The sequence below is a fragment of the Stutzerimonas kirkiae genome (assembly GCF_004327335.1).
In the GTDB taxonomy this organism is placed as follows: Bacteria; Pseudomonadota; Gammaproteobacteria; order Pseudomonadales; family Pseudomonadaceae; genus Stutzerimonas; species Stutzerimonas kirkiae.
This window is the reverse complement of record NZ_QJUO01000026.1, coordinates 38030-60729: the sequence shown is the minus strand read 5'-3', so window position 1 is coordinate 60729 and position 22700 is coordinate 38030. Positions and strand designations below refer to the sequence as shown.

The window sequence follows — 22700 nt, the reverse complement described above, 5'->3', positions numbered from 1 at the left end:
CCTGGTTCGACCGCTTGGGACTGCCCCGGCTCTCATGATCTCAATCTCTCGAACCGCCCGGTGCGGACCCGCATGCCGGGTGGTGTGGCAGGGGCGCAGTCCATGAGGACTGTCCCCTATGCCGATGGTGGGTGTGCGCTGGGTGTTAGGGTTGGCGCGTATCCCTCGAATGGCATGAAAATTCCCTTCATGGGCTTTCTTATTGCAGTTGATTTTCGCTACGCAAGGCACTTGCAGGCATCGCTTTCCCTTTTGCGAATGCTTCGGCTAGTATTCCGCCCCCTCTCTGGAAAAGGTCGAGTCGGAGTGAGTGGCACTTTCCTTGCTTCTTTCCTCTCTCACTACTGTGCGGGTTTCGATAGCCCGGTATTCCATGTGCTGAGCAGTGTTGAACAATGACACAGATATCCGAACGCATCCTCGTCCAGGCCCACCTGGCGGCCAAGCAGCCCAAGCCACTGACGCCCGATCAGGAGGCGCGGCTGCGCGCTGAAATCGCCGCCGAGCTGGAGCGGCAGAACGCTGTACTGGTCGCGCATTATTACTGCGATCCGGTCCTGCAGGCGTTGGCCGAGGAAACCGGAGGCTGTGTTTCCGATTCCCTGGAGATGGCGCGTTTCGGCAATCAGCATTCCGCCACTACCGTGGTGGTCGCTGGTGTCAAGTTCATGGGCGAGACGGCGAAGATTCTCAACCCCGAGAAGCGGGTATTGATGCCGACGCTGGAGGCGACCTGTTCGCTGGACCTGGGCTGCCCGGTGGACGAGTTCAGTGCATTCTGTGACCAGCATCCCGAACGGACCGTGGTGGTCTATGCCAACACCTCGGCAGCGGTCAAGGCGCGTGCCGACTGGGTGGTGACCTCCAGTTGCGCGCTGGAGATCGTCGAGAGCCTGATGGATAACGGCGAGAAGCTGATCTGGGCGCCGGACAAGCATCTTGGCAATTATGTCCAGCGTGAGAGCGGTGCGGACATGCTGCTATGGGATGGCGCCTGCATCGTCCATGAGGAGTTCAAGGCCAAGCAACTGGAAGATATGAAGGCGCTGTATCCGGATGCCGCGATCCTCGTGCACCCGGAATCGCCCGAGGCGGTCGTGCAACTCGCCGATGCGGTGGGCTCGACCAGCCAACTGATCAAGGCGGCCCAGACCCTGCCGAACAGCCACTTCATCGTGGCGACGGATCGCGGCATTTTCTACAAGATGCAGCAGTTGTGCCCGGACAAGGTCTTCGTCGAGGCGCCGACCGCGGGCAATGGCGCGACTTGCCGTAGCTGCGCGCATTGCCCCTGGATGGCCATGAACACGCTGGAGCGCACGCTGGAGTGCCTGCGTACCGGCAGCAACGAAATCTTCGTCGATCCCGCGCTGATCCCGCGGGCGGTCAGGCCGCTCAAGCGCATGCTGGATTTCACCGAGGCGGCCAGGCTCCGGTTGGCGGGCAACGCCTGAGGTGGAGCCCATTACCCCGGCACGCCACCTGGGTGTTTTTTCAAGCCTGGAGCCGAGGGCCTGCGGCAACAGACCCTAGCGCATGCCCTCGATCATGCGCTTTTCCTCCTCCAACTGGCGTTGACGCGCATCTATGCGCGACGCGAGCTGGAAGTTGTTCGAGCGACGCTTGGCCAGGTCGAGTTGCTCGACGGCCTGGCCGTAGTCGCCGACCAGTGCGAAATACTCCGCCCGGGCCTGGTGCAGGCCGACGATATTGCCGGTCAGGCCGCGCATTTCCGAAACCTGGTACCAGATATCCGGATCACGTGGGCGGCGTTCGGCGAGCCTGTCCAGTTCGCGCTCGGCCTCACCGGTCTTGCCCTGCTTGGTCAGTACGTCGATCCGCGCCTGCTGTGCCGGGTAGCTGCCAGGGTAGAGCTGGAGCATGCGCTGCACCCGCTCCAGGGCCTGTGGCAGGCGATTGGCGGTGATGTCCAGCTCTACGCTGGCCAGGTTGTAGAGCAGATCGTCCGGTTGGCTCTTGAGCAGTGGTGCCAGTGTCTCTCGTGCTTCGTCCAACTGCCCGCCCTTTATCAGAGAAAGGGCCAGGCCATAGCGGGCGGCATCGAGTTGCGGGTTTTCCTCGAGCATGGCCCTGAAGCGCTTGGTGCCCAGCCCCGGGGTCGACTCGAAGCGAAGCTGGACGCGGGCACGGACCAGTTGGTAGCGCAGGCTGTCCTCGCGGCCCTGTTTGTTGTACTGCTCGGCGCGGTTCCTGGTATCCGCGATGCGTGATTCGTTGACCGGGTGGGTCAGCAGGAATTCCGGTGGCTTCTGGTCATAGCGATACTGGCGCATCAGGCGCTCGAACATCGACGGCATGGCCCTGGGGTCGTAGCCGGCCTTTTCCAGGTTGATCAGGCCGATGCGATCCGCCTCCTGTTCGTTCTGCCGGGAGAAGCGCCGCTGCGACTGGATGGCGGCCGCCTGGGTCGACATGATCGCCGCGATGCCCGCGTCGCCTGCGCCTGCGGCGGCGGCGACCACTCCGGCCAGCAACGCCGCCATCAGGGGCAGTTGCATACGCTGCTGGGCTTCCACCCCGCGGGCGAAATGCCGTTGTGAAAGGTGAGCCAGTTCGTGGGCCAGTACCGAGGCATATTCCGCCTCGGTCTGCGCATGCAGGAACAGGCCGCCGTTGACCCCGATGATGCCGCCTGGTGCCGCGAATGCGTTGAGCTGCGGGCTGGCGATCAGTACGAACTCCAGTCTGCGGTCCTGTAGCTGGCTGGTTTCCGCCAGCTTGTAGACGCTGCTCTCCACATAATCCTTGAGTATCGGGTCGGACAACTGCCCGACTTGCCCGCGCAGCATGCTCAGCCAGGCCCGGCCAAGCTGGTATTCCTGCTCTGGCGATACGATGCCGGAGCTTGCGTCGCCCAGGGATGGCAAGTCATCGGACCATGCCGGTTGGGACAGCAGGCAGGCGAGCGTCAGCAGAGTAGGGCGCAGGAATTTCATCCATCGAAGCTCATATGTGGTTTGCTGGGACTATCGGGCAACGGCGCTACTGTAGCGTTCCTCATCGCCGGCTGGCCAGAGCGGTTCAATGATGGGTATTCTGCGCGGCTTTGCGAGGAGGTGGATATGGTCGACATGGCTGGTGCCCCGGAGCATGACGTCGAACTCGATGCGAGTGGGCTGAGCTGTCCGCTGCCGCTGCTCAAGGCCAAGCTGCTGCTCAATGGGCTGGCCAGCGGCGCGGTACTCAGGGTGACGGCGACCGATCCGGGCTCGCAGCGGGATTTTCGCAGTTTCGCCAGGCTTTCCGGGCATGAGTTGCTGCGGGACGAAGAGGCCGATGGCGTGTTCCGCTACTGGTTGAGAAAGGCCTGAGCTCCTGCGGTCGTTGGCCTTCAGGCCTTGTTCAGGGCCTCGGCGGCATCCAGTACGGCCTGTGCGTGGCCCGGCACCTTCACGGCGCGCCACTGCTGGCGCAGCACTCCATCGCTGTCGATGAGAAAGGTGCTGCGGTCGACGCCCAGGTATTCCTTGCCATAGAGCTTTTTCAGCTTGATCACATCGAACAGTTGGCAGAGCTGTTCATCCTTGTCGCTGATCAGTTCGAATGGGAAGTCCTGCTTGCGCTTGAAGTTCTCGTGGGTTTTCAGGCTGTCGCGGGAAATCCCGAACACCTGTGTGTTACAGCCCTGGAATGCCGCATGCAGGTTGCGAAAGTCCTGTCCTTCCGTGGTGCAGCCCGGGGTGTTGTCCTTGGGGTAGAAATAAAGGACGGTCTGTTTACCTTGCAGCGATTCCCGGGTCAGGCTCAGGCCACTGGTGGCTTCGGCCTGGAAGGCGGGAACGGGCTGGTCGATTTCTACGGACATGGACGTTTCCTCAGGGGGTTTGCGGGCGCCAGGGTTCGATCAGGGCATCCAGGTTCAAGGCATCGGCGAAATCCAGGAACTGGTCGCGCAGCCAACTGATCTGGGTGCCGGCGGGCAGGGTGACGGTCAGGGTCGCGTTGAGCATGGTGCCGCCGGTCTGCGGCGCCTGGTAGGTGTCGCAGCTCAGTGCTTCCAGTTCCACCCGGTGATCGATGAAGAACTGGCACAGTTCATTGAGAATGTCCGGGCGGTAGACCGCGCTGACATAGGCGACGTAGGGCAGGGCGTGGGGGCGCGCTTCCAGGGGCTCGCTGCGTACCACGTCGGCGCTGAAGGCGTGCTTCTTGGCCAGGGCCGGCAGCAGGCTTTCCATGCGCGCCAGGGCATCCCAGCTTCCCGTGATTTCCAGGACCAGCGCGCTGCACTCGCCGTGGCGGGACAGGCGGGTGCTGACCACCGAACAGCGGTTTTCGCTGCTGGCGCGGCAGAGCACATGGGTGAGCTCCATGGGGTTGGCGCCCAGGGCGCTGATGACAAGGAACTGTTCGCGGGGGGTGGCGGGGGTGGACATGCAGCATTCCTGGCGATGATGACTCGATCGGCCAGCCCGGCGAACGGATCGTCCGGGCTGAAAAGCCTTCAAGAGTAGCGAAATGCGCCCGGATAGGGAATGAGTGGCGTGCTCATGGCGTTAAATGCCGGCTTCGGGGGGCTGGCCCACATGGAATGGATGGAATCTGCATACTCGCAAAGCGTAATGGAGCCTTGTACCATAACGCCTCCCTATTTTCCGCCAGGAGCGATTGCATGATTTCGGGCAGTATTGTGGCATTGGTCACGCCAATGGACCCAACGGGTGGTCTTGATTGGAACAGCCTGAGCAAGCTGGTGGACTTCCATCTGCAGGAAGGTACCAATGCAATCGTTGCGGTGGGTACGACGGGCGAGTCGGCCACGCTGTCCGTTGCAGAGCATATCGAAGTGATCCGTCGTGTCGTGGACCAGGTCAATGGTCGTATCCCGGTCATCGCCGGTACGGGCGCCAACTCGACCAGCGAGGCCGTCGAACTGACCGAGAATGCCAGGAGCGCCGGGGCGGATGCCTGCCTGCTGGTCACGCCCTACTACAACAAGCCGACCCAGGAAGGCCTCTACCTGCACCACAAGCACATCGCCGAGGCCGTGGCGATCCCGCAGATCCTCTACAACGTGCCTGGGCGTACGGCCTGCGACATGCTGCCGGACACCATCGCGCGCCTGTCGCAGGTGCCGAACATCATCGGGGTCAAGGAAGCCACCGGCAACCTGGTGCGTGGCCAGGAAGTGCTCGATCGTGCCGGCAAGGACTTCCTGGTGTTCTCAGGCGATGATGCCACCGCCGGCGAGCTCATGCTGCTGGGGGCAAACGGCAATATTTCCGTGACTGCCAACGTGGCGCCCCGCGCCATGGCCGAACTGTGTCGCGCAGCGCTGGCGGGAGACGCGGCGGGCATGCGCGCCATCAACGAGCGCCTGCAGCCGTTGCACGAGAAGCTTTTCGTCGAGTCCAACCCGATCCCGGTCAAATGGGCGCTGCATGAAATGGGGCTGATGCAAGAAGGCATCCGCCTGCCGCTGACCTGGCTGAGCGAGCGATATCACGGGCAGGTTGCCCAGGCTCTGCGTCAGTCCGGCGTACTGGTTTAACAACGAAGGAACATCCATGAAGCGACTGGCCGGATTCTCTACCCTGGCACTGATCATCACCGGCACCAGCGGGTGCGGCTGGTTGTGGGGCGATGACGGATATTTCCGTGACCGTGGCGGTGATTACCTGGAGGCAAGCCAGACGCCTGCCATGCAGGTGCCTGACGGTGTTCAGGTGCGCGGGCTGGACCCGCTGCTGCCGATCCCGCGCCGGGTGGCCGATCTTTCCGTCGAGCCGGGTTCGTCCGAAGTCCCGCGCCCGCAACGCTTGCCGTTCGCCGCCGAGAGCGGCGATTTCAGCCTGCAGAGTTCCGAGGATGCGCGCTGGCTGGTCGCTATCCGTACACCGGCCCAGGTCTGGACCTCCGTGCGGCAGTATCTGACGGACAACGGCTTCGCTATTGCCGATGAGCGTCCGCAGACGGGCGAGCTGGTTACCGACTGGCAGAGCGGGGCACGCCTCGACCAGGCGCTGGCCCGCAACCTGGGGCTGCCGGCGGACAAGGAGATTCGCGTTCGTCTTCGTGTCGAGCCGGGCGTACAGCGCAGCACCAGCGAGATCTTCCTGGTCAGTGTGCAGCGTCCTGCAGGCAGTGGCACCGATGTACCCTGGCCGGAGACTTCCAGCGACAAGGAAGTCGATCGCGTACTGCTGGACGAACTGCATGCCAGCCTGTCGCGTACCGCCCAGGAAGGCGACTCGGTTTCCCTGCTGGCCGAGCGCGATTTCGATGCGCCAAGTCGTGTAGCGCTGGAAACGGATGGTAGCGGCAGCCCGCTGCTGCGCCTGGACAGCAGCTTCGACCGTGCCTGGTCGCGTATCGGTCGTGCGCTGGAGGCCAGCGATATCCGTGTCGATGACCTGGACCGTACGCTCGGCCTGTACTACATCAACCTGGCCGAGAGCGCCGACAAGGAAGCGGACAAGCCAGGCTTCTTCGCGCGTCTCTTCGGTTTCGGCGACAGCAAGCGTGAAATCGAAGCGCGTGCCGAGCGCTACCAGGTCCGCCTGACCAGCGTAGCCAGCGACGTGCTGGTCACACTGGAAAAGGATAGCGATACCCAGGCGCCGGCGGATGTTGCGCGACGCGTGCTGAACCAGTTGAACGAAAGCCTGGGGCAGTGACCCAGGCTCGCGCGCCGGCAGGCCTGGCCTACCCGGCGTGCGCTTATTTGCCCCGCTTATTTTCCGAACATCTTCTGGAAGCCTGCCATGACAACGCCTAGCGGCCTGAGTCTGAAGAAAATCTATTCCGGGAAAGTCCGCGACCTCTATGAGATCGACGACAAACGCATGCTGATGGTCGCCAGCGATCGCCTGTCGGCCTTCGACGTGATTCTCGACGAGCCGATTCCGCAGAAGGGCAGGATCCTGACGGCGATCTCGAATTTCTGGTTCGAGAAGCTGAAGGGGCTGGTCCCCAACCATTTCACTGGCGACCGGGTGGAAGATGTGGTCAGTGCCGAGGAACTGCCTCTGGTCGAGGGGCGCGCCGTGGTGGCCAAGCGTCTGAAGCCGCTGGCTGTCGAGGCCATCGTGCGTGGCTATATCGTCGGCTCGGGCTGGAAGGAATACCAGAGCAAGGGCACCGTATGCGGTATCGCCCTGCCTGCGGGGCTGCGTGAAGCGGCCAAGCTGGCGCAACCCATTTTCACCCCTTCGACCAAGGCCGCCGTGGGCGACCACGACGAAAACATCTCCTTCGAGCAGTGCGAGGCGATCATCGGCCCGGAGCTCGCCGCGCAGGTGCGTGATACCGCCATCGCCCTCTACAGCGCCGCTGTCGAGTACGCGGCGACCCGCGGCATCATCATCGCCGATACCAAGTTCGAGTTCGGCCTGGACGAGGATGGCACCCTGACCCTGATGGACGAGGTGCTGACACCGGATTCGAGCCGTTTCTGGCCAGCGGACAGCTACCGGGAAGGCAGTAACCCGCCGAGCTTCGACAAGCAGTTCGTGCGCGACTGGCTGGAGTCCACCGGCTGGAACAAACAACCGCCAGCCCCCGCTGTTCCGGTCGAGGTTGCGCAGAAAACCGCCGACAAATACCGCGAAGCCCTGACGCGGCTGACCGCCGAATAACCGAGAGGCGGCCGGAAAGGGCAGGGCGCGCCTGGACGCGCGCTCCATCTGCTTGAAAATAACGAAAAAACTATCGCAGCGGGCTTCGACAAATACGTTCGAGCTGCTATCATGCGCGCCGCTGGAGAGATGCCGGAGTGGTCGAACGGGACGGATTCGAAATCCGTTGTGTCAGCAATGGCACCTAGGGTTCAAATCCCTATCTCTCCGCCATATTGAAATAACGATAAGCCCCTGATTATGTTGAATATTTCAGGGGCTTTTTGTTTGTGGGGCGGAATGTTTAGGGCAATTTTAGGGCAAAATCGACGTTTTCCAGTCCGCTACTGGCCGTCGTTGTCCGCTTTGAACCCCATCATTTCGGAAACCATCTTGGCCATGCTCTTGGTATTTGCAGGTATCCAGCGGCCATAGTGTTTCTTGACCATGGTCGTGTCGGTGTGGCCAAGCTGCCGCGCTACCCACTCCAGCGGCACATAGCTGGAAATCGCCTGGCTGGCGAAAGTGTGTCGGCATTGGTTCGGCCCGCGATGGGTGACAGCCGATCGCTGCAGTTGATCCAGACATCTGCAGCAGGCTGGGCGGTGGCGGATACGGTTTATGTGCTCAAGGACGCATTGAAGGAAGTCTGGTACGCCCCGAGCGTATGGGAAGGCTGGCAACGCTGGCGGGCCTGGCTACGGCAGGCCCGTGACAGTGGCTTGGCACCACTACAGCGCTTCGCCAAAAACCTCGGGCGTTATATCCGCGGCATCCTCGCCAGCGCTAATTTCCCGATGCATACCAGCCTGCTGGAGGGTGTGAATAACCGCATCAAGGTGATCAAGCGCATGGCCTATGGCTTCCGGGACTCGGACTACTTCTTCCTGAAAATCAAGGCCGCCTTCCCCGGGAAAGTGCGATGAACCCTTTTTTAGCGGCGAGCGGTCACGCCTTTGCCTGGTATGTCGCTCTCGCTTCTGTTGGTTCCGGGGCGCAGGGAGCGCTTCAGGTCCGGTTTTTTTCGCGCCGGGACAGGATCTTCCTGGCCGAGGCGACGATTTCCTTCAGGGTTTCCGGGTCTTCTGTCCGGTAGGCGATGTCGCAAAGACTATGCCGCAGCTCCTGGCTGTCTGGTTCTGGCGGGGCCGGGATGGGTTTCAATAGGTCGTTGAAGAACGACTCCAGTGGATGCCCCAATGCCAGGGCTATCTCTTGCAGCGCCTCAATGCTGGGGGCGTAGCTGCCGCGCTCATAGCGGCTGACGGTCATGGGTTCGCAACCCAGAGTCTCGGCCAGTCGGGCCTGTGTCCATCCCTTGGCTTCGCGGAAGGCTTTGATCCGTTTGCCTAGAGCTGTGATGGCATTTTGACTCATAGGAAAGCCCCGAAAAATCAAATGCTTGCATCTGAGTACCTCCCTATGAAGGCCAAAAAATGGCTAGTAGTGATTTTTAGAATAGATATTTATTGTATAGTTTTGCTTGTCCTGACGAGCGGTGAAACACCTTTAAGCGTGGAAAATGGCTTTTTAAACAAGGTGTTAGGTTTTCGTTTGGGTTCTCTCGGCGATCACCGGCAGTGGCAAGCGCCGAGAGGTCAAGGTGCATTCCGAGGTGACAGGCTGGGAATGGGCAGGCATACGATCTGGAACTGGAGTTTTCAACATGCCGCATTGGTTCGATAACCTTGGTGTGACCTACAAGCTGGGGCTTGGCTTTGGCCTGGTCTTGGTGCTTACCACCCTGCTCGCACTGGTCGGCTGGAATACCCGCGACGAGTTGCTCGCCCGCAGCGAGGCCCAGGAAGTCTATGGTGGGCTCAATGAGTCGTTGGGCGATCTGCGTCTGTCGTTGCAGCGCTACCTGCTGGATAGTGACAATCCGGCCACCGAGCAGGCAGTCATCGCGGCGCTGGATGATTTCCAGCACAGGCAGTCGGCGGCACGGGCGCTGAGACTCTTTTTCCAGCCGGAATTCCTGGCGCGCGAGGACAGGCAAAGCGAACTGGTCGGGGACTATCGCAAGGCGCTCGGCATATTGCGGGCGGCCAACCGGGAGGCCCATGAAGCCGTCGTGGGCATGGTCGAACATGGCGATCACGCTTTCGCGTCTCTCGATGTCCTGCGTGACCTGGCTCTGCGCATGGATGTGCTGGATGAACGCCGCTTCGCTTATTTCCAGGTCGGTACGCTGTTCAGGGAGGAACTGTTCAAGGTCCGTTACCTGGCGCGCAGCTATATCGGTGATCACTCGGCCGATATCGAACGGCAACTGGAGGAGCAACTGCGCCTGGCGAATGAGAATGCCCAGCGCCAGGCTGGGGTGTTTGGCGAGCAGCCTCCCGAGGAACTGCAGGTGTTCCTGGCGGATCAACAGGCGTACGCCAGGAATATCGGTGAATACCGGGCCTCGATCGCCAGGCTGGAGCAGGCCCGGCAAGCGATGGTGCGGATTGCCGAAGAGACCCGGGACATCACCCATGCCTTGGGCCTGCGCCAGCTCGAGCTGCGAGATGAGGTGGCGGCGTCCAGTCGCGTCACGCAGTTCACGGTCACCCTGCTGGCGCTGCTGATCGGCTTCCTGGCCGCCTGGTTCATCACTCGGCAGATCACCCACCCATTGAATGAAACCCTGCTGGTGGTGAATCGGATTGCCGAGGGTGATCTGACCGGCATCCCGGATTTCCAGCGTCGTGACGAGATCGGTGTGCTGCAGCAGGGCGTGCAGCGCATGGGCAATGCCCTGCGCGAACTGATCGGTGGGGTCACGGAGAGTGTGACGCAGATCGCCAGTGCGGCCGAAGAGTTGTCGGCGGTCACCGAGCAGACCAGTGCCGGGGTCAACAGTCAGAAGCTGGAAACCGACCAAGTGGCCACCGCGATGAATGAGATGAGTACGACAGTGCATGATGTGGCGCGTAACGCGGCAGAGGCCTCGCAGGCGGCATCCAGCGCCGATGAGGAGGTCCGCGAAGGCGACCGGGCGGTGCTTGGGGTCATCGAGCAGATCGGCCTGCTGGCCGGGCAGGTCAACCGTTCGGCCGAGGCGATGCAGCACTTGCAGCAGGAGAGCGGGCGGATAGTCAGTGTGATGGACGTGATCAAGTCGGTGGCCGAGCAGACCAATCTGCTGGCCCTCAACGCCGCTATCGAGGCGGCCCGCGCGGGGGAGGCCGGGCGTGGCTTCGCGGTGGTCGCCGACGAGGTGCGGGGCCTGGCACGGCGTACCCAGCAGTCCACCCAGGAGATCGAGGATCTGGTGGCCGGGCTGCAGACGGGCACCCAGCAGGTGGCTGGCGAGTTGCATAGTAGCCAGGCATTGGCCGAGCGCAGTGTGGAGTTGACGCGCCAGGCCGGGGAGACCCTGGCGGGCATCGCCGGCAAGGTTTCCGCCATCCAGTCGATGAATCTGCAGATTGCCGCGGCGGCGGAGCAGCAGAGTTCGGTCGCCGAAGAGATCACCCGCAGTGTTGTGCAGGTTCGCGATATTGCCGATCAGAGTGCGGCGGCCAGCGAGGAAACCGCAGCCTCCAGTGTCGAGCTGGCCCGCCTGGGAACCCGTTTGCAGGCATTGGTCGGGCGCTTCCGGGTCTGACCCTCCGGTACTGGCGACGATGGGCATGCCTATGTTCCCGGGCCTGGACTGGCGGGACAGGGCGATGGCGCTATACCGTTACTCACCGGCAAGGTGCTTCGACAAAAGCGCTGGAGGCTGGAAAGCTGGGCGAAAAACACCGGTTGCCGCGCCCTTCCGTCCAGTCTCAAGCCTTCCAGCGCTGTTGTCGGCTCTTTGGCCGCATGGCGCGATTGCCCTGATTGGCGGGATCATGTCGGGCGCCTGGCAAGGTTGGCTTAGTGTACAATCCGCCCCCTGTCAATGACCTCGCTTGCCGATCAGGAGTCCCCGGTGTCTGTCGTGTTCGTCGCTGCCTCTCTACTGCCGACGCCGTTCGGTGTCTTCACCATGCACGGATTTCTCGACCAGGACACGGGCAAGGAACATGTCGCGTTGACTCTCGGGCAACTGGATGACGGTGCTCCGGTGCTGGGGCGCTTGCACTCCGAATGCCTGACCGGGGACGCCCTGTTCAGCCTGCGCTGCGATTGCGGTTTCCAACTGGAGGCCGCCTTGCGTGCGATTGCCGATGAAGGCCGCGGGGTTCTGCTTTACCTGCGCCAGGAGGGCCGTGGCATCGGGCTGTTGAACAAGATACGCGCCTACGCATTGCAGGATGCCGGGGCCGATACCGTCGAAGCCAACGAGCGTCTGGGCTTTGGCGCGGATATGCGCGACTACGCCATTTGCCTGCCGATGCTCGAGCACCTGGGCGTCGCCTCCATCCGCCTGATGACCAACAACCCGCGCAAGGTCAAGGCGCTGGAGGGCTTCGGCATTCGCATCGCCGAGCGTCGGCCCCTGCAGGTAGGGCGCAACCCGCATAATCAGCGCTATTTGCTGACCAAGGCCGGGAAACTGGGGCATATGCTGGGCGAGCTTCACCAGGGTGAAGCCAGAGAAGGCTGATGCGTTCGCGCTTGCGTGCCGAGGGCTGGTTGTGGGTGCTGCTGCTGGTGGCGCCCGTGCTGCTGGCCAGTGGGTTGCCTCGGGTTGGCACGGGATATGGCCCGCTGCTCTTCTCCCTCGGGCTGGCGCTGCTGTTTTTCAGTTTGCCTCGTTTCAACGCATTCAAGCATGCCCTGATCGATATGGAGCGTGCGCTGGGAAGTGGGCGTGAAGAGGACGCCTGGCGGCACCTCGCCAAGGTGCGCCGGCGAGCCCTGCCGTGCGCTGCCTTGCCAGCGTGGCTGGGCGCCCTGGGGATGCCGGCGGGCCTGGAGCCGGTCGCCGCTTATCTGTTGTTGACGGCCAGCCTGGTGTTGCTGCTGCTCTATCGCATACCCGGGCAGCTCGGCTGATGCGTATTGGCTGGCTGCTGTTCGCGCTCTGCCTGCCGGTTGTTTCCGTGGCCGCCGAGCGAGTGATCAGCCTGGCGCCCTCCCTGTCTGAAATCGTGCTGGAGCTGGATGCCGCCGGGCAACTGGTGGGTATGTTCGACGGTGGCGACAGGCCTGCGGCGCTGGCCGATGTGCCCTCGGTCGGGCGCATCGGGCAACTGGAGATGGAAACCCTGCTGGCGCTCGAACCGACCCTGGTACTGCTCTGGCCGGACAGTGTGTCCCAGGCGCAACTGCGCCAGTTGCGGCAGTTCGGGGTCGAGATACTGGTGGCGCGGCCCGATTCCCTGGAGCGTCTGGCGCAGGAACTCGAGCTGATCGGCGCGCGCCTGGGGCGGGCGGATAAAGGGCAGGCACTGGCCCGGCGCCTGCGCGAAAGAGTGGCCCAGTTGCGGCAGTTGCATGCGCGCGAGCGGCCCTGGCGCGTCTTCTACCAGATATGGGACAAGCCCCTGTATACCGTGGGCGGCCGGCAGATCATCAGCGAGGCCATCGCCGTATGCGGCGGGCGCAATGTCTTCGAGGATCTGCCGGTGGCCGCTCCCCAGGTGAGTGTCGAGGCTGTGCTGGCGCGTGATCCCGAAGTGATCCTGGCGGGTAGCGACGCGCAACTGGATGGCTGGAAGGCCTGGCCGCGTTTGGCGGCCGTGCGCGAGGGGCGTCTGCTACAGGTTCCGGACAAAGGCCTGGAGCGTCCGAGCTTCCAGATGCTGGGGGCTATCGAGCGATTGTGCGATGTGATGCGTTAGGTGTCGTACGAAAAGTGCCCGCACCCGCCGATTACGGCCCGGCACCCTTTCGTACAGCACCAGGAACCTGAATTTTTCTATTTGCGTGGCGAGTCCTATGAAGTCTTTCTCTGCGTTTCAGATAGCCAGCGCTGCGATCGTCGCTGTCGCGCTGCTGCTGGTACTGCCGTTCAAGCTGTTGCCGGCGCTGCTGGCGGGGCTGCTGGTGCATGCGCTGATCAACAGCCTGACGCCGCTGTTACAGCATATGTTCGCCGGGCACCTGGGGCGGGTGCTGGCTGTGGGCCTGCTGAGCGTGGTGATCATCCTCGGGCTGGGGGCGATCTTCGCGGGCGCCTTCTCCTTCATCCTGCATGAGGTGAGCAACCCCGGGCAGTTGCTGGGCAAGCTGATGGGGCTGATCGACCGTGCCAGGGCGCAGTTGCCGGAAGCCCTGGTGGCGTACCTGCCGGCCAATGTCGACGATATCCGCCAGACGCTCTACGACTGGTTGCGCGGGCATATCAGCGAGTTGCAGTTGCTCGGGCGCGGGGCGGTTCACCTGTTCGTGACGGTGCTGATCGGCATGGTGCTGGGGGCGGTGATCGCGCTGCAGCGCATGCCGCCGCCGGAAACCTTGAAGCCGCTGGCCGGGGCCTTGCTGGAGCGGGTGGCGCTGTTCGTCATGGCTTTTCGCAATGTCGTCTTCGCCCAGGTGAAGATTTCCCTGCTCAATACCCTGTTCACCTCGGTTTTCCTGGTGATCGTGCTGCCGCTGTTCGGCGTGCACTTCCCGCTGGTCAAGACGCTGATCCTGGTGACCTTCGTCGCCGGCCTGCTGCCGGTGGTGGGCAATCTGATTTCCAATACGGTGATCTTCGTCGTCGGCCTGTCGCTGTCCATCTGGATCGCCATGGTGGCCCTGGGCTACCTGGTGCTGATCCACAAGGTCGAGTACTTCCTCAATGCCCGCATCGTCGGCGGGCAGATCAAGGCCAGGTCCTGGGAGCTGCTGCTGGCGATGCTGGTGTTCGAGGCCGCGTTCGGCCTGGCGGGGCTGGTGGCGGCGCCGGTCTACTATGCCTATCTGAAGAGCGAGCTGAAGGGGCAGGGCTGGGTCTGAGCGGCATGTTGGGGGAGAGGCAGCCGGAAGCTGGAAGCGCAATCCACGTAACGCGATGGACTCGCTGTCGAGTCCATACTTAGGATGGGTTGAGCGCTGCGATACCCATCGGGTGCATGCCCCGGGTATCGCTGCGTTCAACCCAGGCTACGAGAAAGCGGCGGGATAGAGACGTTGAAAGGCATGGCTTCGAGCACCCAAGGCCGTCGGCTCGAAAACAGGCTGGCTTCACTCACTGATCGCTCGGGGTCGCGAAGTACACCAGCATTTTCAGATGCCGGTGCTGATCGACCACCAGCGTCTCATGCTGGAAATCCATGCGCACGCCATCGGTATTTTCGACCGAGCTGATGCCGCGCCGGGCGATTTCGCCATTCGACGTTTGCCACCCTTTCCTGAAGGCGGGCGAGAGGCGCTTCAAGTCATCTACCAGGGCCAGCATCGCCGGGTCGCCCGGGGCCACGGCGAAGTCGTAGCGGAACTGTGCCAGCAGCCTGGGCGCATCGTCGCCCCAGGCGGGCAGGCGCCGTCGCATGTCAGGGGCGGAGAACAGCATGCGCAGGAAGTTGCGCGTATCGCGGTGCCGCTGGCTGAAACCGAACAGGGTGTCGGCTGCGGCATTCCACGCAATCACATCCCAGCGCAGATTGAGCACGTAGGCCGGCCTTGCCTGCAAATCATCCAGCAACTGCTGGATCAGCGGCGTGACCGAAATCAGGTGGTGAGCCTCCGGCGGGGGCGGCCGCTTGTGGGCCAGCAGGAACAGGTGGCTGCACTCGGCATCGTCCAGCTTGAGCGCGTAGGACAGGCTCAACAGGAATTTCTCCGAGACCTGGATATCACGCCCTTGCTCGAACCACGTGTACCAGGTCAGGCCGACGCCGGCCAGCGCGGCCACTTCTTCCCGGCGCAGGCCGGGTGTACGCCGCCGCCCGCCGGAGGGCAGCCCGACATCGGCGGGCATCAGCTTTTGCCGATGCCTGAGCAGAAACTCGGACAGCTCGCCCTTGGTGCGGCTGAGACTTCGCTCGATCATGGCCATTACTCTCTGTAATAGGATAATTGCTTAAATTGTACTGTGATTATAGCCGCCTGAAGATGTGCTCTCCGCAACCGATCCGAGCATATCTGGAGGCTGGTTTTGATAACCCATGGCGACCCTTGCCCGCTTCAGCAAAGACCTGAGGAAACGACCCCTCTCCACCCCCGGGCTGCCGGGCCGCGCGAGTGGATCGGGCTGGCGCTGCTGGCGCTGCCCACGCTGCTGATCGGACTGGAAGTCACCCTGCTGCATCTGGTGTTGCCGGTGCTGGCGGTGGATTTGCGCCCAACCAGCGTGCAGACGCTGTGGATCGTCGATATCTACGGCTTCATGATCGCCGGCTTTCTCGTCACCATGGGCACCTTGGGCGATCGCATCGGGCGGCGCAGGCTGATGATGATCGGCGCCGCCGGCTTCGCCATTGCGTCCGTGATCGCCGCCTTCTCGAGCAGTGCGAGCATGCTGATCGCGGCGCGCGCGGCGCTCGGCGTGGCGGGTGCGACCTTGATGCCTTCGACGTTGGCGCTGATCAGCAACCTGTTTCTCCAGCCCCGGCAGCGCGCCCTGGCCATTGGGCTGTGGGCCACCGTGCTGGCACTGGGCATGGCTGCCGGCCCGGTGGTCGGCGGCGTGCTGCTGGCGCATTACTGGTGGGGCGCGGCGTTTCTCATCGCCGTTCCCATCGTCGCCTTGGTGTTGCTGGGCGCACCCATTCTGCTGCCGGAGTACCGTGCCCCGTGGCCGGGCCGGCTGGACATGCCGAGTGTCGTGCTGTCGCTGGCAGCCTTGCTACCGGTCATCTACGGCATCAAGCAACTGGCCAAGGGTGGGCCTGGCGCTGTGGCTGGTTTCGCCATCATTGTCGGGCTTGTACTGATGGCCTTGTTCGTCCGGCGGCAACGCCGGCTGGCCAGCCCCTTGATCGACCTCGGTCTGTTTGCCAGCCGTGCATTCAGCGTCGCCCTGGGCGTGCTTCTGGTCGGCCTGGTCGGTGTGGGGGGAACGCTGTTGCTGGTCACCCAGTACCTGCAACTGGTCGCCGGATTGTCGCCCCTGGCGGCCGGACTATGGCTGATGCCACCCGCACTGGCCATGCTGGCGGCCGGCATCGGGGCGCCCCTGCTGGCCCGCTGCGTTCGCCCCGGAAGCCTGATCGGCCTGGCGCTGCTGCTGTCCGCCGTTGGCTACCTGATGCTGGCACGGCTCGATAGTGGCTCCGGGGAGATCCCATGGGTGATCGCGTCCTTTTCGCTGGTGTACTTCGGGCTGGGCACGCTCGCCGCGTTGGGTACCGAGCTGGTTGTCAGTGCCGCGCCCGCCGAGAAGGCCGGATCGGCCGCGGCTCTCTCGGAGATGGTACAGGAACTGGGGCTGGCGCTCGGCATCGCCACCCTCGGTAGTTTGGCCGGTACGCTCTATCGCTTGCGCATGACGGCTCAATTGCCCGGCGGCTTGCCCCCCGGCGTCGAGGATGCGCTGGTGGACAGCCTGGCGGGTGCCGTTTCGCAGGGGAAAGCGTTGCCGGCCGGTTTGCTGGAGCAGGCGCAAGACGCTTTCGTCGCCGGGTTCAGCCTGGCCACCACGACCTGTGCCATCGCCATCGCCCTGCTCGCACTGCTGGCGGCCGCGATGCTGCGGCATGTCGATTGATGGCGCATGGGCGGGCGCTGGAACTGCGCCCCTGTGCTGTTGCTTGCCATCGCCGAACAACTGCGTTCTGCCCGCGCAGCGGAGCTGCGGTATCTCGAACAGTGCCGCTGCCGCGGGCTGTCAAGGAGCCTGAAGCAGGTTGCAACTGCTCCCGTCTCGCGCAGCAGATCGTGAACAGGCTCTCAGAAGCATGCCTTTCAAGGTCTTTGCCAGGGCGAGCAGTGGGGACGACTGGACGGCGGGTATCCGTGCATACGCAGATGTCCCCCCCTCGCGGGAGAGGTCCGGGGAGAGGGGCTGCCGTCAGGCAGTCCGGGACTGAGTGCCATCACAGAAGTACCCTGGCGGGTACCACCCCTCTTCCCCAACCCTTCTCCCGCAAGGGGAGAAGGGAGTCGTACGCTGCACACCGAAGCGATAATGGAAGTGGGTTACGACAACCGCAGGCAACACGTTGAAAGACCTGGTTCTCAGAAGCGATAGCCGACGCTGAGCTGGATGTCTTCTTCGGCCGCCGGGTAGCGGCTGGTCTTGCTGGCGAAGCCGTCGTAGCGTTTGCCGGTCAGGTTGTTCAGCCGCAGCCGTGCATCGAACTGGCGATAGTCATAGCGCAAGGCGGCGTTGAACAGGGTGTAGCTGCCCGCCTGCCCTTGCTCATTGGAATCGTCCCCCGAGTAGTAGCGCTTGCCGGTGTAGAGCGTTTCCAGGTAGCCCCTGAGCCCGGGCAGGATCTGGTAGGCCAGGTGGGCGCTGGCGCTGTGGCGGGAAACCCAGGGGACCTGCTTGCCCTGGAAGCTGCCGGCGCGGTATTCGGCATCGGTGAAGCTGTATTGGCCGCCGATGCTCAGGGCGCCGCTGAGCTGGCGCTCACCCTCCAGCAGCAGGCCTTTGCGCAGGGTCTTGTCGAGGTTGATGTTGGCGCCGTCCGACCAGGGGCTGTAGGGGCCGGTGGCGAAGGGGTCGTACATCAACTCGTTGTCCAGGGCCAGGCGATAGAGCGTGGCCTGGTAGCGCTGGCGCGCATCCTTCCACTCGATACCGGTTTCCCAGGAGTCACCGGTCTGCGGCTTGAGGAACACCACATCGGGAGCGGTGAAGGCGTTCTCGTCGACGTTCGCCCAGCGCAGCACATCCTCGCGCTTGATGAAGGCGCGCAGGTTCCGCTCGATCTGCCAGCTCAGGCCGATGCTGGTGCTGCCTTCACGGTCGCGGTGCTCGAGGTCCAGCCCGTGGTTGTCATCGTCCACCTCGCTGGCGCGATAGCCGAGGGTGAGGGTCAGGTCGTCGTGGAAGGTCTGGCTGAACTGGGTGTACCAGTCGCGCAGGGTCTGGCGGCTGAGGGTGTCGCTCCAGGCCGCGCGGTTCTCGTAGTCGCTGGTGATATGGTCATGGCCCAGCAGCCATTCGGCACGCCCCAGGCGGTTGTCGAAGCGGCCGGTCAGGCGCGGGCTGAAGGTTTCGATCCGGGTGTCCTGGCTGAACTCGGAGCCTGGCCCCCAACTGCCAACGCCATCCTGGTCGCTGTCGCTGTAGTCGAAGTTCAGGCTCCAGGTATCGTTCAGGCGCTGCTCGAGTGCGAAGCGATGGACCTGGGTCTTGCTGTCGAACCAGGCTTGCGAGTCGCTGAACTGGCGGTCGATATGGCGCTGCGCACGGGATAGCGCGTTGGGGTAGAGCAACTCATCGTCGACGGTCTGGTATTCGTAGAGCAGGTGGCCGTTCGCGTGGTCGTGGCGCAGGCGGGCGAAGGCGCTGCTGTAGTTACCGTCGTTGTGGTCGCGGTAGTTGTCGCTGTTGCGCGTCTCGCCGCTGGCATACAGCGAGAATCCCGCCCCCAACTGTTGGTTGACATGGCCGCGATAGGCTTCCAGGTCATGGCTGCCGCGGCTGGCCTCGAGGTAGGCCTCGTTCTGCCGCGGGGTGCGGGTGATGATGTTGATCACGCCGCCGACGGCCTGGTCGCCGTACAGCACGGTACCGGCGCCACGGATGATTTCGATGCGCTCTATGTTGGCCAGCGGCACGCTGTTGAGATCGGGGCCGGCCAGGGTCGGCTGGTTCAGGCGGCGCCCGTCGACCAGCACCAGGGTGTTGTTCGTCGAGTTCTCGCCAAAGCCGCGCAGGCTGGGCATGGCGCGGTTGCCATCGCCCATGCTGTCGCGGATCTGCAGGCCGGCCTGGCCGCGCAGCAGGTCCAGCAGGTCGTTGCTGGCACTGGCGTCGATCTGTTGCCGGGTGATCACGGCAACACTGGCCGGCGCCGGGTTCTTCAGCTCCGTGGCGCGGGTGATGATGGTGGGGGACAGTTCCAGGGGATCGTTGCCGGCAGCGTGCGCCGCGAGGGGCAGCACGCTGGCAAGCAGGGCGAGGCGTGACAGTTTCATCGGGATATTCCTCAAAAGAGCGTAATGCTTTTGAGGAGGGCAGGAGCAGGTACCGGGTCTGCCGGAGCCTGATGGTGCTGCCCTCCGCAACACCAGTGGGTTCCATGCAGGCCGGTCTCCGGGCTTTCGATTCATCCCCCGCCTTCCCACACCGGAGTGCAGTGGCTGCTGAGGGATGCCGAGGGTCAGTCGGGATCGATTACCGTTGCGGGGGCAGCGCCGGCCTTGCCATGGGCTCACCGGCTTCCCGTTTAATGCCCTGGTGGGCACACCTGTACGGATATGAAGCGTGCGCACCATACGGCCTGTGCCTCCGGTGCGCAAGGGATGGGCTGGCGTTCAGCCAGCCACCAGTACGCGGATCGCCTCCAGGCGCAGCGCGGCTTTTTCCAGCATGGCCAGGCCATCCTCGCGCTGCTTGCGCAGGGCGTCGATCTCGCTGTCGCGTACGCTCGGGTTGACCGCCTTGAGGGCGATCAGGCGCGCCAGTTCTTCATCCAGGTCGGCCGTGAGCCGCTGCTGGGCCTCGCCGACACGCTTGGCATGGCCAGGCGCGACCTTGCTCTCGGCGACGGCGATGCGCTTGCCCAGTACGTCACGCTGGGCCTGGATGAATTTGTTGGCGCTGGCGCGCGGCACGCTTTCCAACTGGTCGTTGATGGTGTCGAAGGCGACCTTGGGCGCGAGATCGTTGCCGTTGGCGTCGAGCAGGCAGCGAATCGCCAGGGGCGGCAGGAAGCGCGCCAGTTGCAGCGCGCGCGGGGCGACCACCTCGCTGACGAACAGCAGCTCCAGCAATACGGTGCCCGGCTTCAGCGCCTTGTTCTTGAGCAGCGCCACCGCGGTGTTGCCCATCGAGCCGGACACCACCAGGTCCATGCCGCCCAGCACCATCGGGTGTTCCCAGGTGATGAACTGCATGTCTTCGCGCGACAGCGCCTGGGCGCGGTCGTAGGTGATGGTCACCGCCTCGTCGTCGCCCAGCGGGAAGCTGGCGTCCAGCATCTTTTCGCTGGGGCGCAGGATCAGGGCGTTTTCCGAGTGGTCCTCGCTGTCGATGCCGAAGGCGTCGAACAGTTCTTCCATGTAGATCGGCAGGCTGTACTGGTCATCCTGCTCGGCGATCGCCTCGACCAGGGCGGCGCCTTTTTCGCCGCCCGCCGAGTTCAGCTCCAGCAGGCGGTCGCGGCCATCGTGCAGTTCCGCTTCGAGGCGTTCGCGCTCGCTGCGTGCTTCCTCGAGCAGCGCCTGGAAGGGTTCGGCCGCTGCCGCGTCGAGCAGGGCCAGCAGGCGCGGGCCGAAACGGTGCTGTAGCGCGTTGCCGGTCGGGCAGGTGTTGAGGAAGGCGTTCAGGGCCTGGTGGTACCACTGGAACAGGCGCGCCTGCGGGCTGTTCTCCAGGTAGGGCACATGCAACTGGATGGTATGGCGCTGGCCGATACGGTCGAGGCGGCCGATGCGCTGCTCCAGCAGGTCCGGGTGGGCCGGCAGGTCGAACAGCGCCAGGTGGTGGGCGAACTGGAAGTTGCGGCCTTCGCTGCCGATTTCCGAGCAGATCAGCACCTGGGCGCCGAACTCCTCATCGGCGAAGTAGGCGGCGGCGCGGTCGCGCTCGAGAATGCTCATGCCTTCATGGAAGACCGTGGCGGGGATACCGGAGCGCACGCGCAGGGCGTCCTCCAGGTCCAGGGCGGTTTCGGCGTGGGCGCAGATCACCAGCACCTTGTGCTTCTTCAGGGTCTTGAGGGTCTCGATCAGCCACTCGACCCGTGGGTCGAAGGTCCACCAGCGCGGTTCGCCCTCATCCTGCCGGTCCTGCAAGCCGACTTCCGGGTACAGCTCGGCCTGTTCGCCGCCGGCCAGTTCGCCGTATTGCTCGGGGCAGGGCAGCGGATAGGCATGCAACTGGCGTTCGGGGAAGCCCTGTACCGCCGCCCGGGTGTTGCGGAACAGCAGGCGGCCGGTGCCGTGGCGGTCCAGCAGTTCGCGTACCAGGCGCTGGCCTGCCTCGGCGTCGCCGTGGTTGACGGCATCGAGCAGCTCCTGGCCCTGGGCGCCGAGGAAGTTAAGGATGGTCTGCCGCGCCTGGTCGCTCAGGCGGCCCTGGTCGAGCAGTTCCTGCACGGCCTCGGCCACCGGCTGGTAATGGCCGCTTTCGGCGCGGAAGGCTTCCAGGTCGTGGAAGCGGTTCGGGTCCAGCAGGCGCAGCCGCGCGAAGTGGCTGTCCAGGCCCAACTGTTCCGGCGTAGCGGTGAGCAGCAGCACGCCAGGGGTGACCTGGGCCAGTTGCTCGACCAACTGATACTGCGGGCTGGCGCCTTCGGGGTGCCAGACCAGGTGGTGGGCTTCGTCCACCACCAGCAGGTCCCAGCCGGCGGCGAACAGCGCATCCTGGGCATGTTCGTCGTCCTGCAGCCATTCCAGCGCCACCAGCGCCAGTTGGCTGTCCTCGAAGGGGTTGCTGGCATCGCTCTGCAGGAAGCGCTCGGCATCGAACAGCGCCACTTCCAGGTTGAAGCGCCGACGCATTTCCACCAGCCACTGGTGCTGCAGGTTCTCCGGCACCAGGATCAGCACCCGGCTGACCCGCCCGCTGAGCAACTGGCGATGGATCACCAGGCCGGCCTCGATGGTCTTGCCCAGGCCCACTTCGTCGGCCAGCAGTACGCGCGGGGCGATGCGGTCGGCGACCTCGCGGGCGATGTGCAACTGGTGGGCGATGGGCTGCGCGCGAACGCCGGCCAGCCCGGTCAGCGTCGACTGCGACTGCGCGCTCAGGTGCTGCAGGGTGTGGTAGCGCAGGGTGAACCAGTTCAGCGGGTCGATCTGCCCGGCGAACAGACGGTCGCTGGCCAGGCGGAACTGGATGAAGTTGGAGAGCTGGGTCTCGGGCAGGGTACGGGCTTCGTTCTGTGTATCGAGACCGTGGTAGACCAGCAGGCCGTCGATGTCGTCGACCTCGCGCACGGTCATCTTCCAGCCTTCGAAGTGGGTCACTTCATCGCCGGGGACGAAGCGCACCCGTGTCAGCGGCGCACTGCGGGTCGCGTACTGGCGCGTTTCACCCGTCGCCGGGTAGAGCATGGTGAGCATCCGTCCGTCCTGGGTCAGGACGGTTCCCAAACCCAGTTCCGCCTCGCTATCGCTGATCCAGCGTTGTCCTGGTAGATACTGCTGCGCCATGCTGCCTCCCGCGGTGAAAAAAGCCGCTTATGGTAACGGAACACTGCCCACAGAGCG

General features: G+C 63.8%; 19 protein-coding genes, 1 tRNA gene, 1 pseudogene and 1 riboswitch. Of the genes and pseudogenes, 14 read left to right on the top strand and 7 right to left on the bottom strand.

What is annotated here, in order from left to right; translation table 11 throughout:
- Together DNJ95_RS19355 and nadA are read left to right on the top strand one after the other, a co-directional pair.
- Nucleotides 1–399, top strand: a 399-nt coding sequence (locus DNJ95_RS19355; protein ID WP_207388839.1) for a hypothetical protein, incomplete at its 5' end; no start/stop codon positions are given.
- Nucleotides 396–1454: a quinolinate synthase NadA gene (gene nadA, locus DNJ95_RS14125; RefSeq protein WP_131185366.1), complete on the top strand. Its 1059-nt coding sequence runs from the start codon at nt 396–398 to the stop codon at nt 1452–1454. The genes DNJ95_RS19355 and nadA, both read left to right, overlap by 4 nt.
- A 75-nt stretch (nt 1455–1529) precedes the next feature.
- On the opposite strand, the gene DNJ95_RS14120 is transcribed toward nadA, so the two are convergent.
- Nucleotides 1530–2957, bottom strand: coding sequence for a M48 family metalloprotease (locus DNJ95_RS14120; RefSeq protein ID WP_131185365.1), 1428 nt, complete (start codon nt 2955–2957; stop codon nt 1530–1532).
- A 135-nt stretch (nt 2958–3092) separates the two neighbouring features.
- On the opposite strand from DNJ95_RS14120, the gene DNJ95_RS14115 reads away from it, so the two are divergent.
- Nucleotides 3093–3332 (top strand): sulfurtransferase TusA family protein, encoded by a 240-nt coding sequence (locus tag DNJ95_RS14115; protein ID WP_276330888.1) that lies wholly within the window; start codon nt 3093–3095, stop codon nt 3330–3332.
- A gap of 20 nt (nt 3333–3352) precedes the next feature.
- Here the strand turns inward: DNJ95_RS14115 and DNJ95_RS14110 are convergent, their stop codons facing one another.
- A complete protein-coding gene (locus DNJ95_RS14110) occupies nt 3353–3826 on the bottom strand; it encodes a peroxiredoxin (protein WP_131185363.1) in 474 nt (157 codons plus the stop codon).
- A 10-nt stretch (nt 3827–3836) separates the two neighbouring features.
- Nucleotides 3837–4397: a glycine cleavage system transcriptional repressor gene (locus DNJ95_RS14105; protein ID WP_131185362.1), complete on the bottom strand. Its 561-nt coding sequence runs from the start codon at nt 4395–4397 to the stop codon at nt 3837–3839.
- 236 nt (nt 4398–4633) lie between these two features.
- Here DNJ95_RS14105 and dapA point away from each other — a divergent pair, with 236 nt between their 5' ends.
- From dapA to DNJ95_RS14075, 5 genes and pseudogenes are all read left to right on the top strand, one after another.
- The gene (gene dapA / locus DNJ95_RS14100) at nt 4634–5512 is read left to right on the top strand and encodes a 4-hydroxy-tetrahydrodipicolinate synthase (RefSeq protein ID WP_131185361.1); all 879 of its coding nucleotides are present in this window, start codon (nt 4634–4636) and stop codon (nt 5510–5512) included.
- Nucleotides 5513–5528: 16 nt separating this feature from the next.
- On the top strand, nt 5529–6638 hold the full coding sequence (bamC, locus tag DNJ95_RS14095) for an outer membrane protein assembly factor BamC (RefSeq protein ID WP_131185360.1): 1110 nt from the start codon (nt 5529–5531) through the stop codon (nt 6636–6638).
- A gap of 87 nt (nt 6639–6725) precedes the next feature.
- On the top strand, nt 6726–7598 hold the full coding sequence (locus DNJ95_RS14090) for a phosphoribosylaminoimidazolesuccinocarboxamide synthase (protein WP_131185359.1): 873 nt from the start codon (nt 6726–6728) through the stop codon (nt 7596–7598).
- 123 nt (nt 7599–7721) lie between these two features.
- A tRNA-Ser gene (locus tag DNJ95_RS14085) sits at nt 7722–7811 on the top strand.
- A gap of 380 nt (nt 7812–8191) precedes the next feature.
- Nucleotides 8192–8503, top strand: a pseudogene (locus DNJ95_RS14075) (ISL3 family transposase); the annotation flags it as partial.
- Nucleotides 8504–8585: 82 nt separating this feature from the next.
- On the opposite strand, the gene DNJ95_RS14070 reads toward DNJ95_RS14075, so the two are convergent.
- On the bottom strand, nt 8586–8954 hold the full coding sequence (locus DNJ95_RS14070) for a helix-turn-helix domain-containing protein (RefSeq protein ID WP_131185358.1): 369 nt from the start codon (nt 8952–8954) through the stop codon (nt 8586–8588).
- 289 nt (nt 8955–9243) lie between these two features.
- On the opposite strand from DNJ95_RS14070, the gene DNJ95_RS14065 reads away from it, so the two are divergent.
- From DNJ95_RS14065 to DNJ95_RS14045, 5 genes are all read left to right on the top strand, one after another.
- Nucleotides 9244–11172: a methyl-accepting chemotaxis protein gene (locus DNJ95_RS14065; protein ID WP_131185357.1), complete on the top strand. Its 1929-nt coding sequence runs from the start codon at nt 9244–9246 to the stop codon at nt 11170–11172.
- Nucleotides 11173–11484: 312 nt separating this feature from the next.
- Complete coding sequence (gene ribA / locus DNJ95_RS14060) at nt 11485–12102, top strand: GTP cyclohydrolase II (protein WP_131185356.1); 618 nt, start codon at nt 11485–11487, stop codon at nt 12100–12102.
- Nucleotides 12102–12494 (top strand): hypothetical protein, encoded by a 393-nt coding sequence (locus DNJ95_RS14055; protein ID WP_131185355.1) that lies wholly within the window; start codon nt 12102–12104, stop codon nt 12492–12494. Before ribA ends, DNJ95_RS14055 begins: the two co-directional genes overlap by 1 nt.
- The gene (locus DNJ95_RS14050; protein ID WP_131185354.1) at nt 12494–13282 is read left to right on the top strand and encodes a cobalamin-binding protein; all 789 of its coding nucleotides are present in this window, start codon (nt 12494–12496) and stop codon (nt 13280–13282) included. Before DNJ95_RS14055 ends, DNJ95_RS14050 begins: the two co-directional genes overlap by 1 nt.
- 97 nt (nt 13283–13379) lie before the next feature.
- Nucleotides 13380–14384: an AI-2E family transporter gene (locus tag DNJ95_RS14045; RefSeq protein ID WP_131185353.1), complete on the top strand. Its 1005-nt coding sequence runs from the start codon at nt 13380–13382 to the stop codon at nt 14382–14384.
- 232 nt (nt 14385–14616) lie between these two features.
- Here DNJ95_RS14045 and DNJ95_RS14040 read toward each other — a convergent pair whose 3' ends face one another.
- Complete coding sequence (locus tag DNJ95_RS14040; protein WP_131185352.1) at nt 14617–15420, bottom strand: helix-turn-helix transcriptional regulator; 804 nt, start codon at nt 15418–15420, stop codon at nt 14617–14619.
- A 105-nt stretch (nt 15421–15525) separates the two neighbouring features.
- Between DNJ95_RS14040 and DNJ95_RS14035 the strand changes: the two genes are divergently transcribed.
- Nucleotides 15526–17076, top strand: a complete 1551-nt coding sequence (locus DNJ95_RS14035; RefSeq protein WP_242671959.1) for an MFS transporter — start codon at nt 15526–15528, stop codon at nt 17074–17076.
- Between the two features lie 470 nt (nt 17077–17546).
- On the opposite strand, the gene DNJ95_RS14030 is transcribed toward DNJ95_RS14035, so the two are convergent.
- Both DNJ95_RS14030 and rapA read right to left on the bottom strand, forming a co-directional pair.
- Nucleotides 17547–19460: a TonB-dependent receptor gene (locus DNJ95_RS14030; RefSeq protein ID WP_131185351.1), complete on the bottom strand. Its 1914-nt coding sequence runs from the start codon at nt 19458–19460 to the stop codon at nt 17547–17549.
- Nucleotides 19461–19552: 92 nt separating this feature from the next.
- Nucleotides 19553–19751: riboswitch (cobalamin riboswitch) on the bottom strand.
- Between the two features lie 48 nt (nt 19752–19799).
- Nucleotides 19800–22643: an RNA polymerase-associated protein RapA gene (gene rapA / locus DNJ95_RS14025; protein ID WP_131185350.1), complete on the bottom strand. Its 2844-nt coding sequence runs from the start codon at nt 22641–22643 to the stop codon at nt 19800–19802.
- Between the last annotated feature and the right edge of the window lie 57 nt (nt 22644–22700).

Coding starts and splice junctions, on each gene's coding strand:
- nadA (WP_131185366.1), top strand. CDS start 396: ATGACACAGATATCCGAACGCATCCTCGTCCAGGCCCACCTGGCGGCC.
- DNJ95_RS14120 (WP_131185365.1), bottom strand. CDS start 2,957: ATGAAATTCCTGCGCCCTACTCTGCTGACGCTCGCCTGCCTGCTGTCC.
- DNJ95_RS14115 (WP_276330888.1), top strand. CDS start 3,093: ATGGCTGGTGCCCCGGAGCATGACGTCGAACTCGATGCGAGTGGGCTG.
- DNJ95_RS14110 (WP_131185363.1), bottom strand. CDS start 3,826: ATGTCCGTAGAAATCGACCAGCCCGTTCCCGCCTTCCAGGCCGAAGCC.
- DNJ95_RS14105 (WP_131185362.1), bottom strand. CDS start 4,397: ATGTCCACCCCCGCCACCCCCCGCGAACAGTTCCTTGTCATCAGCGCC.
- dapA (WP_131185361.1), top strand. CDS start 4,634: ATGATTTCGGGCAGTATTGTGGCATTGGTCACGCCAATGGACCCAACG.
- bamC (WP_131185360.1), top strand. CDS start 5,529: ATGAAGCGACTGGCCGGATTCTCTACCCTGGCACTGATCATCACCGGC.
- DNJ95_RS14090 (WP_131185359.1), top strand. CDS start 6,726: ATGACAACGCCTAGCGGCCTGAGTCTGAAGAAAATCTATTCCGGGAAA.
- DNJ95_RS14070 (WP_131185358.1), bottom strand. CDS start 8,954: ATGAGTCAAAATGCCATCACAGCTCTAGGCAAACGGATCAAAGCCTTC.
- DNJ95_RS14065 (WP_131185357.1), top strand. CDS start 9,244: ATGCCGCATTGGTTCGATAACCTTGGTGTGACCTACAAGCTGGGGCTT.
- DNJ95_RS14055 (WP_131185355.1), top strand. CDS start 12,102: ATGCGTTCGCGCTTGCGTGCCGAGGGCTGGTTGTGGGTGCTGCTGCTG.
- DNJ95_RS14050 (WP_131185354.1), top strand. CDS start 12,494: ATGCGTATTGGCTGGCTGCTGTTCGCGCTCTGCCTGCCGGTTGTTTCC.
- DNJ95_RS14045 (WP_131185353.1), top strand. CDS start 13,380: ATGAAGTCTTTCTCTGCGTTTCAGATAGCCAGCGCTGCGATCGTCGCT.
- DNJ95_RS14040 (WP_131185352.1), bottom strand. CDS start 15,420: ATGATCGAGCGAAGTCTCAGCCGCACCAAGGGCGAGCTGTCCGAGTTT.
- DNJ95_RS14030 (WP_131185351.1), bottom strand. CDS start 19,460: ATGAAACTGTCACGCCTCGCCCTGCTTGCCAGCGTGCTGCCCCTCGCG.
- rapA (WP_131185350.1), bottom strand. CDS start 22,643: ATGGCGCAGCAGTATCTACCAGGACAACGCTGGATCAGCGATAGCGAG.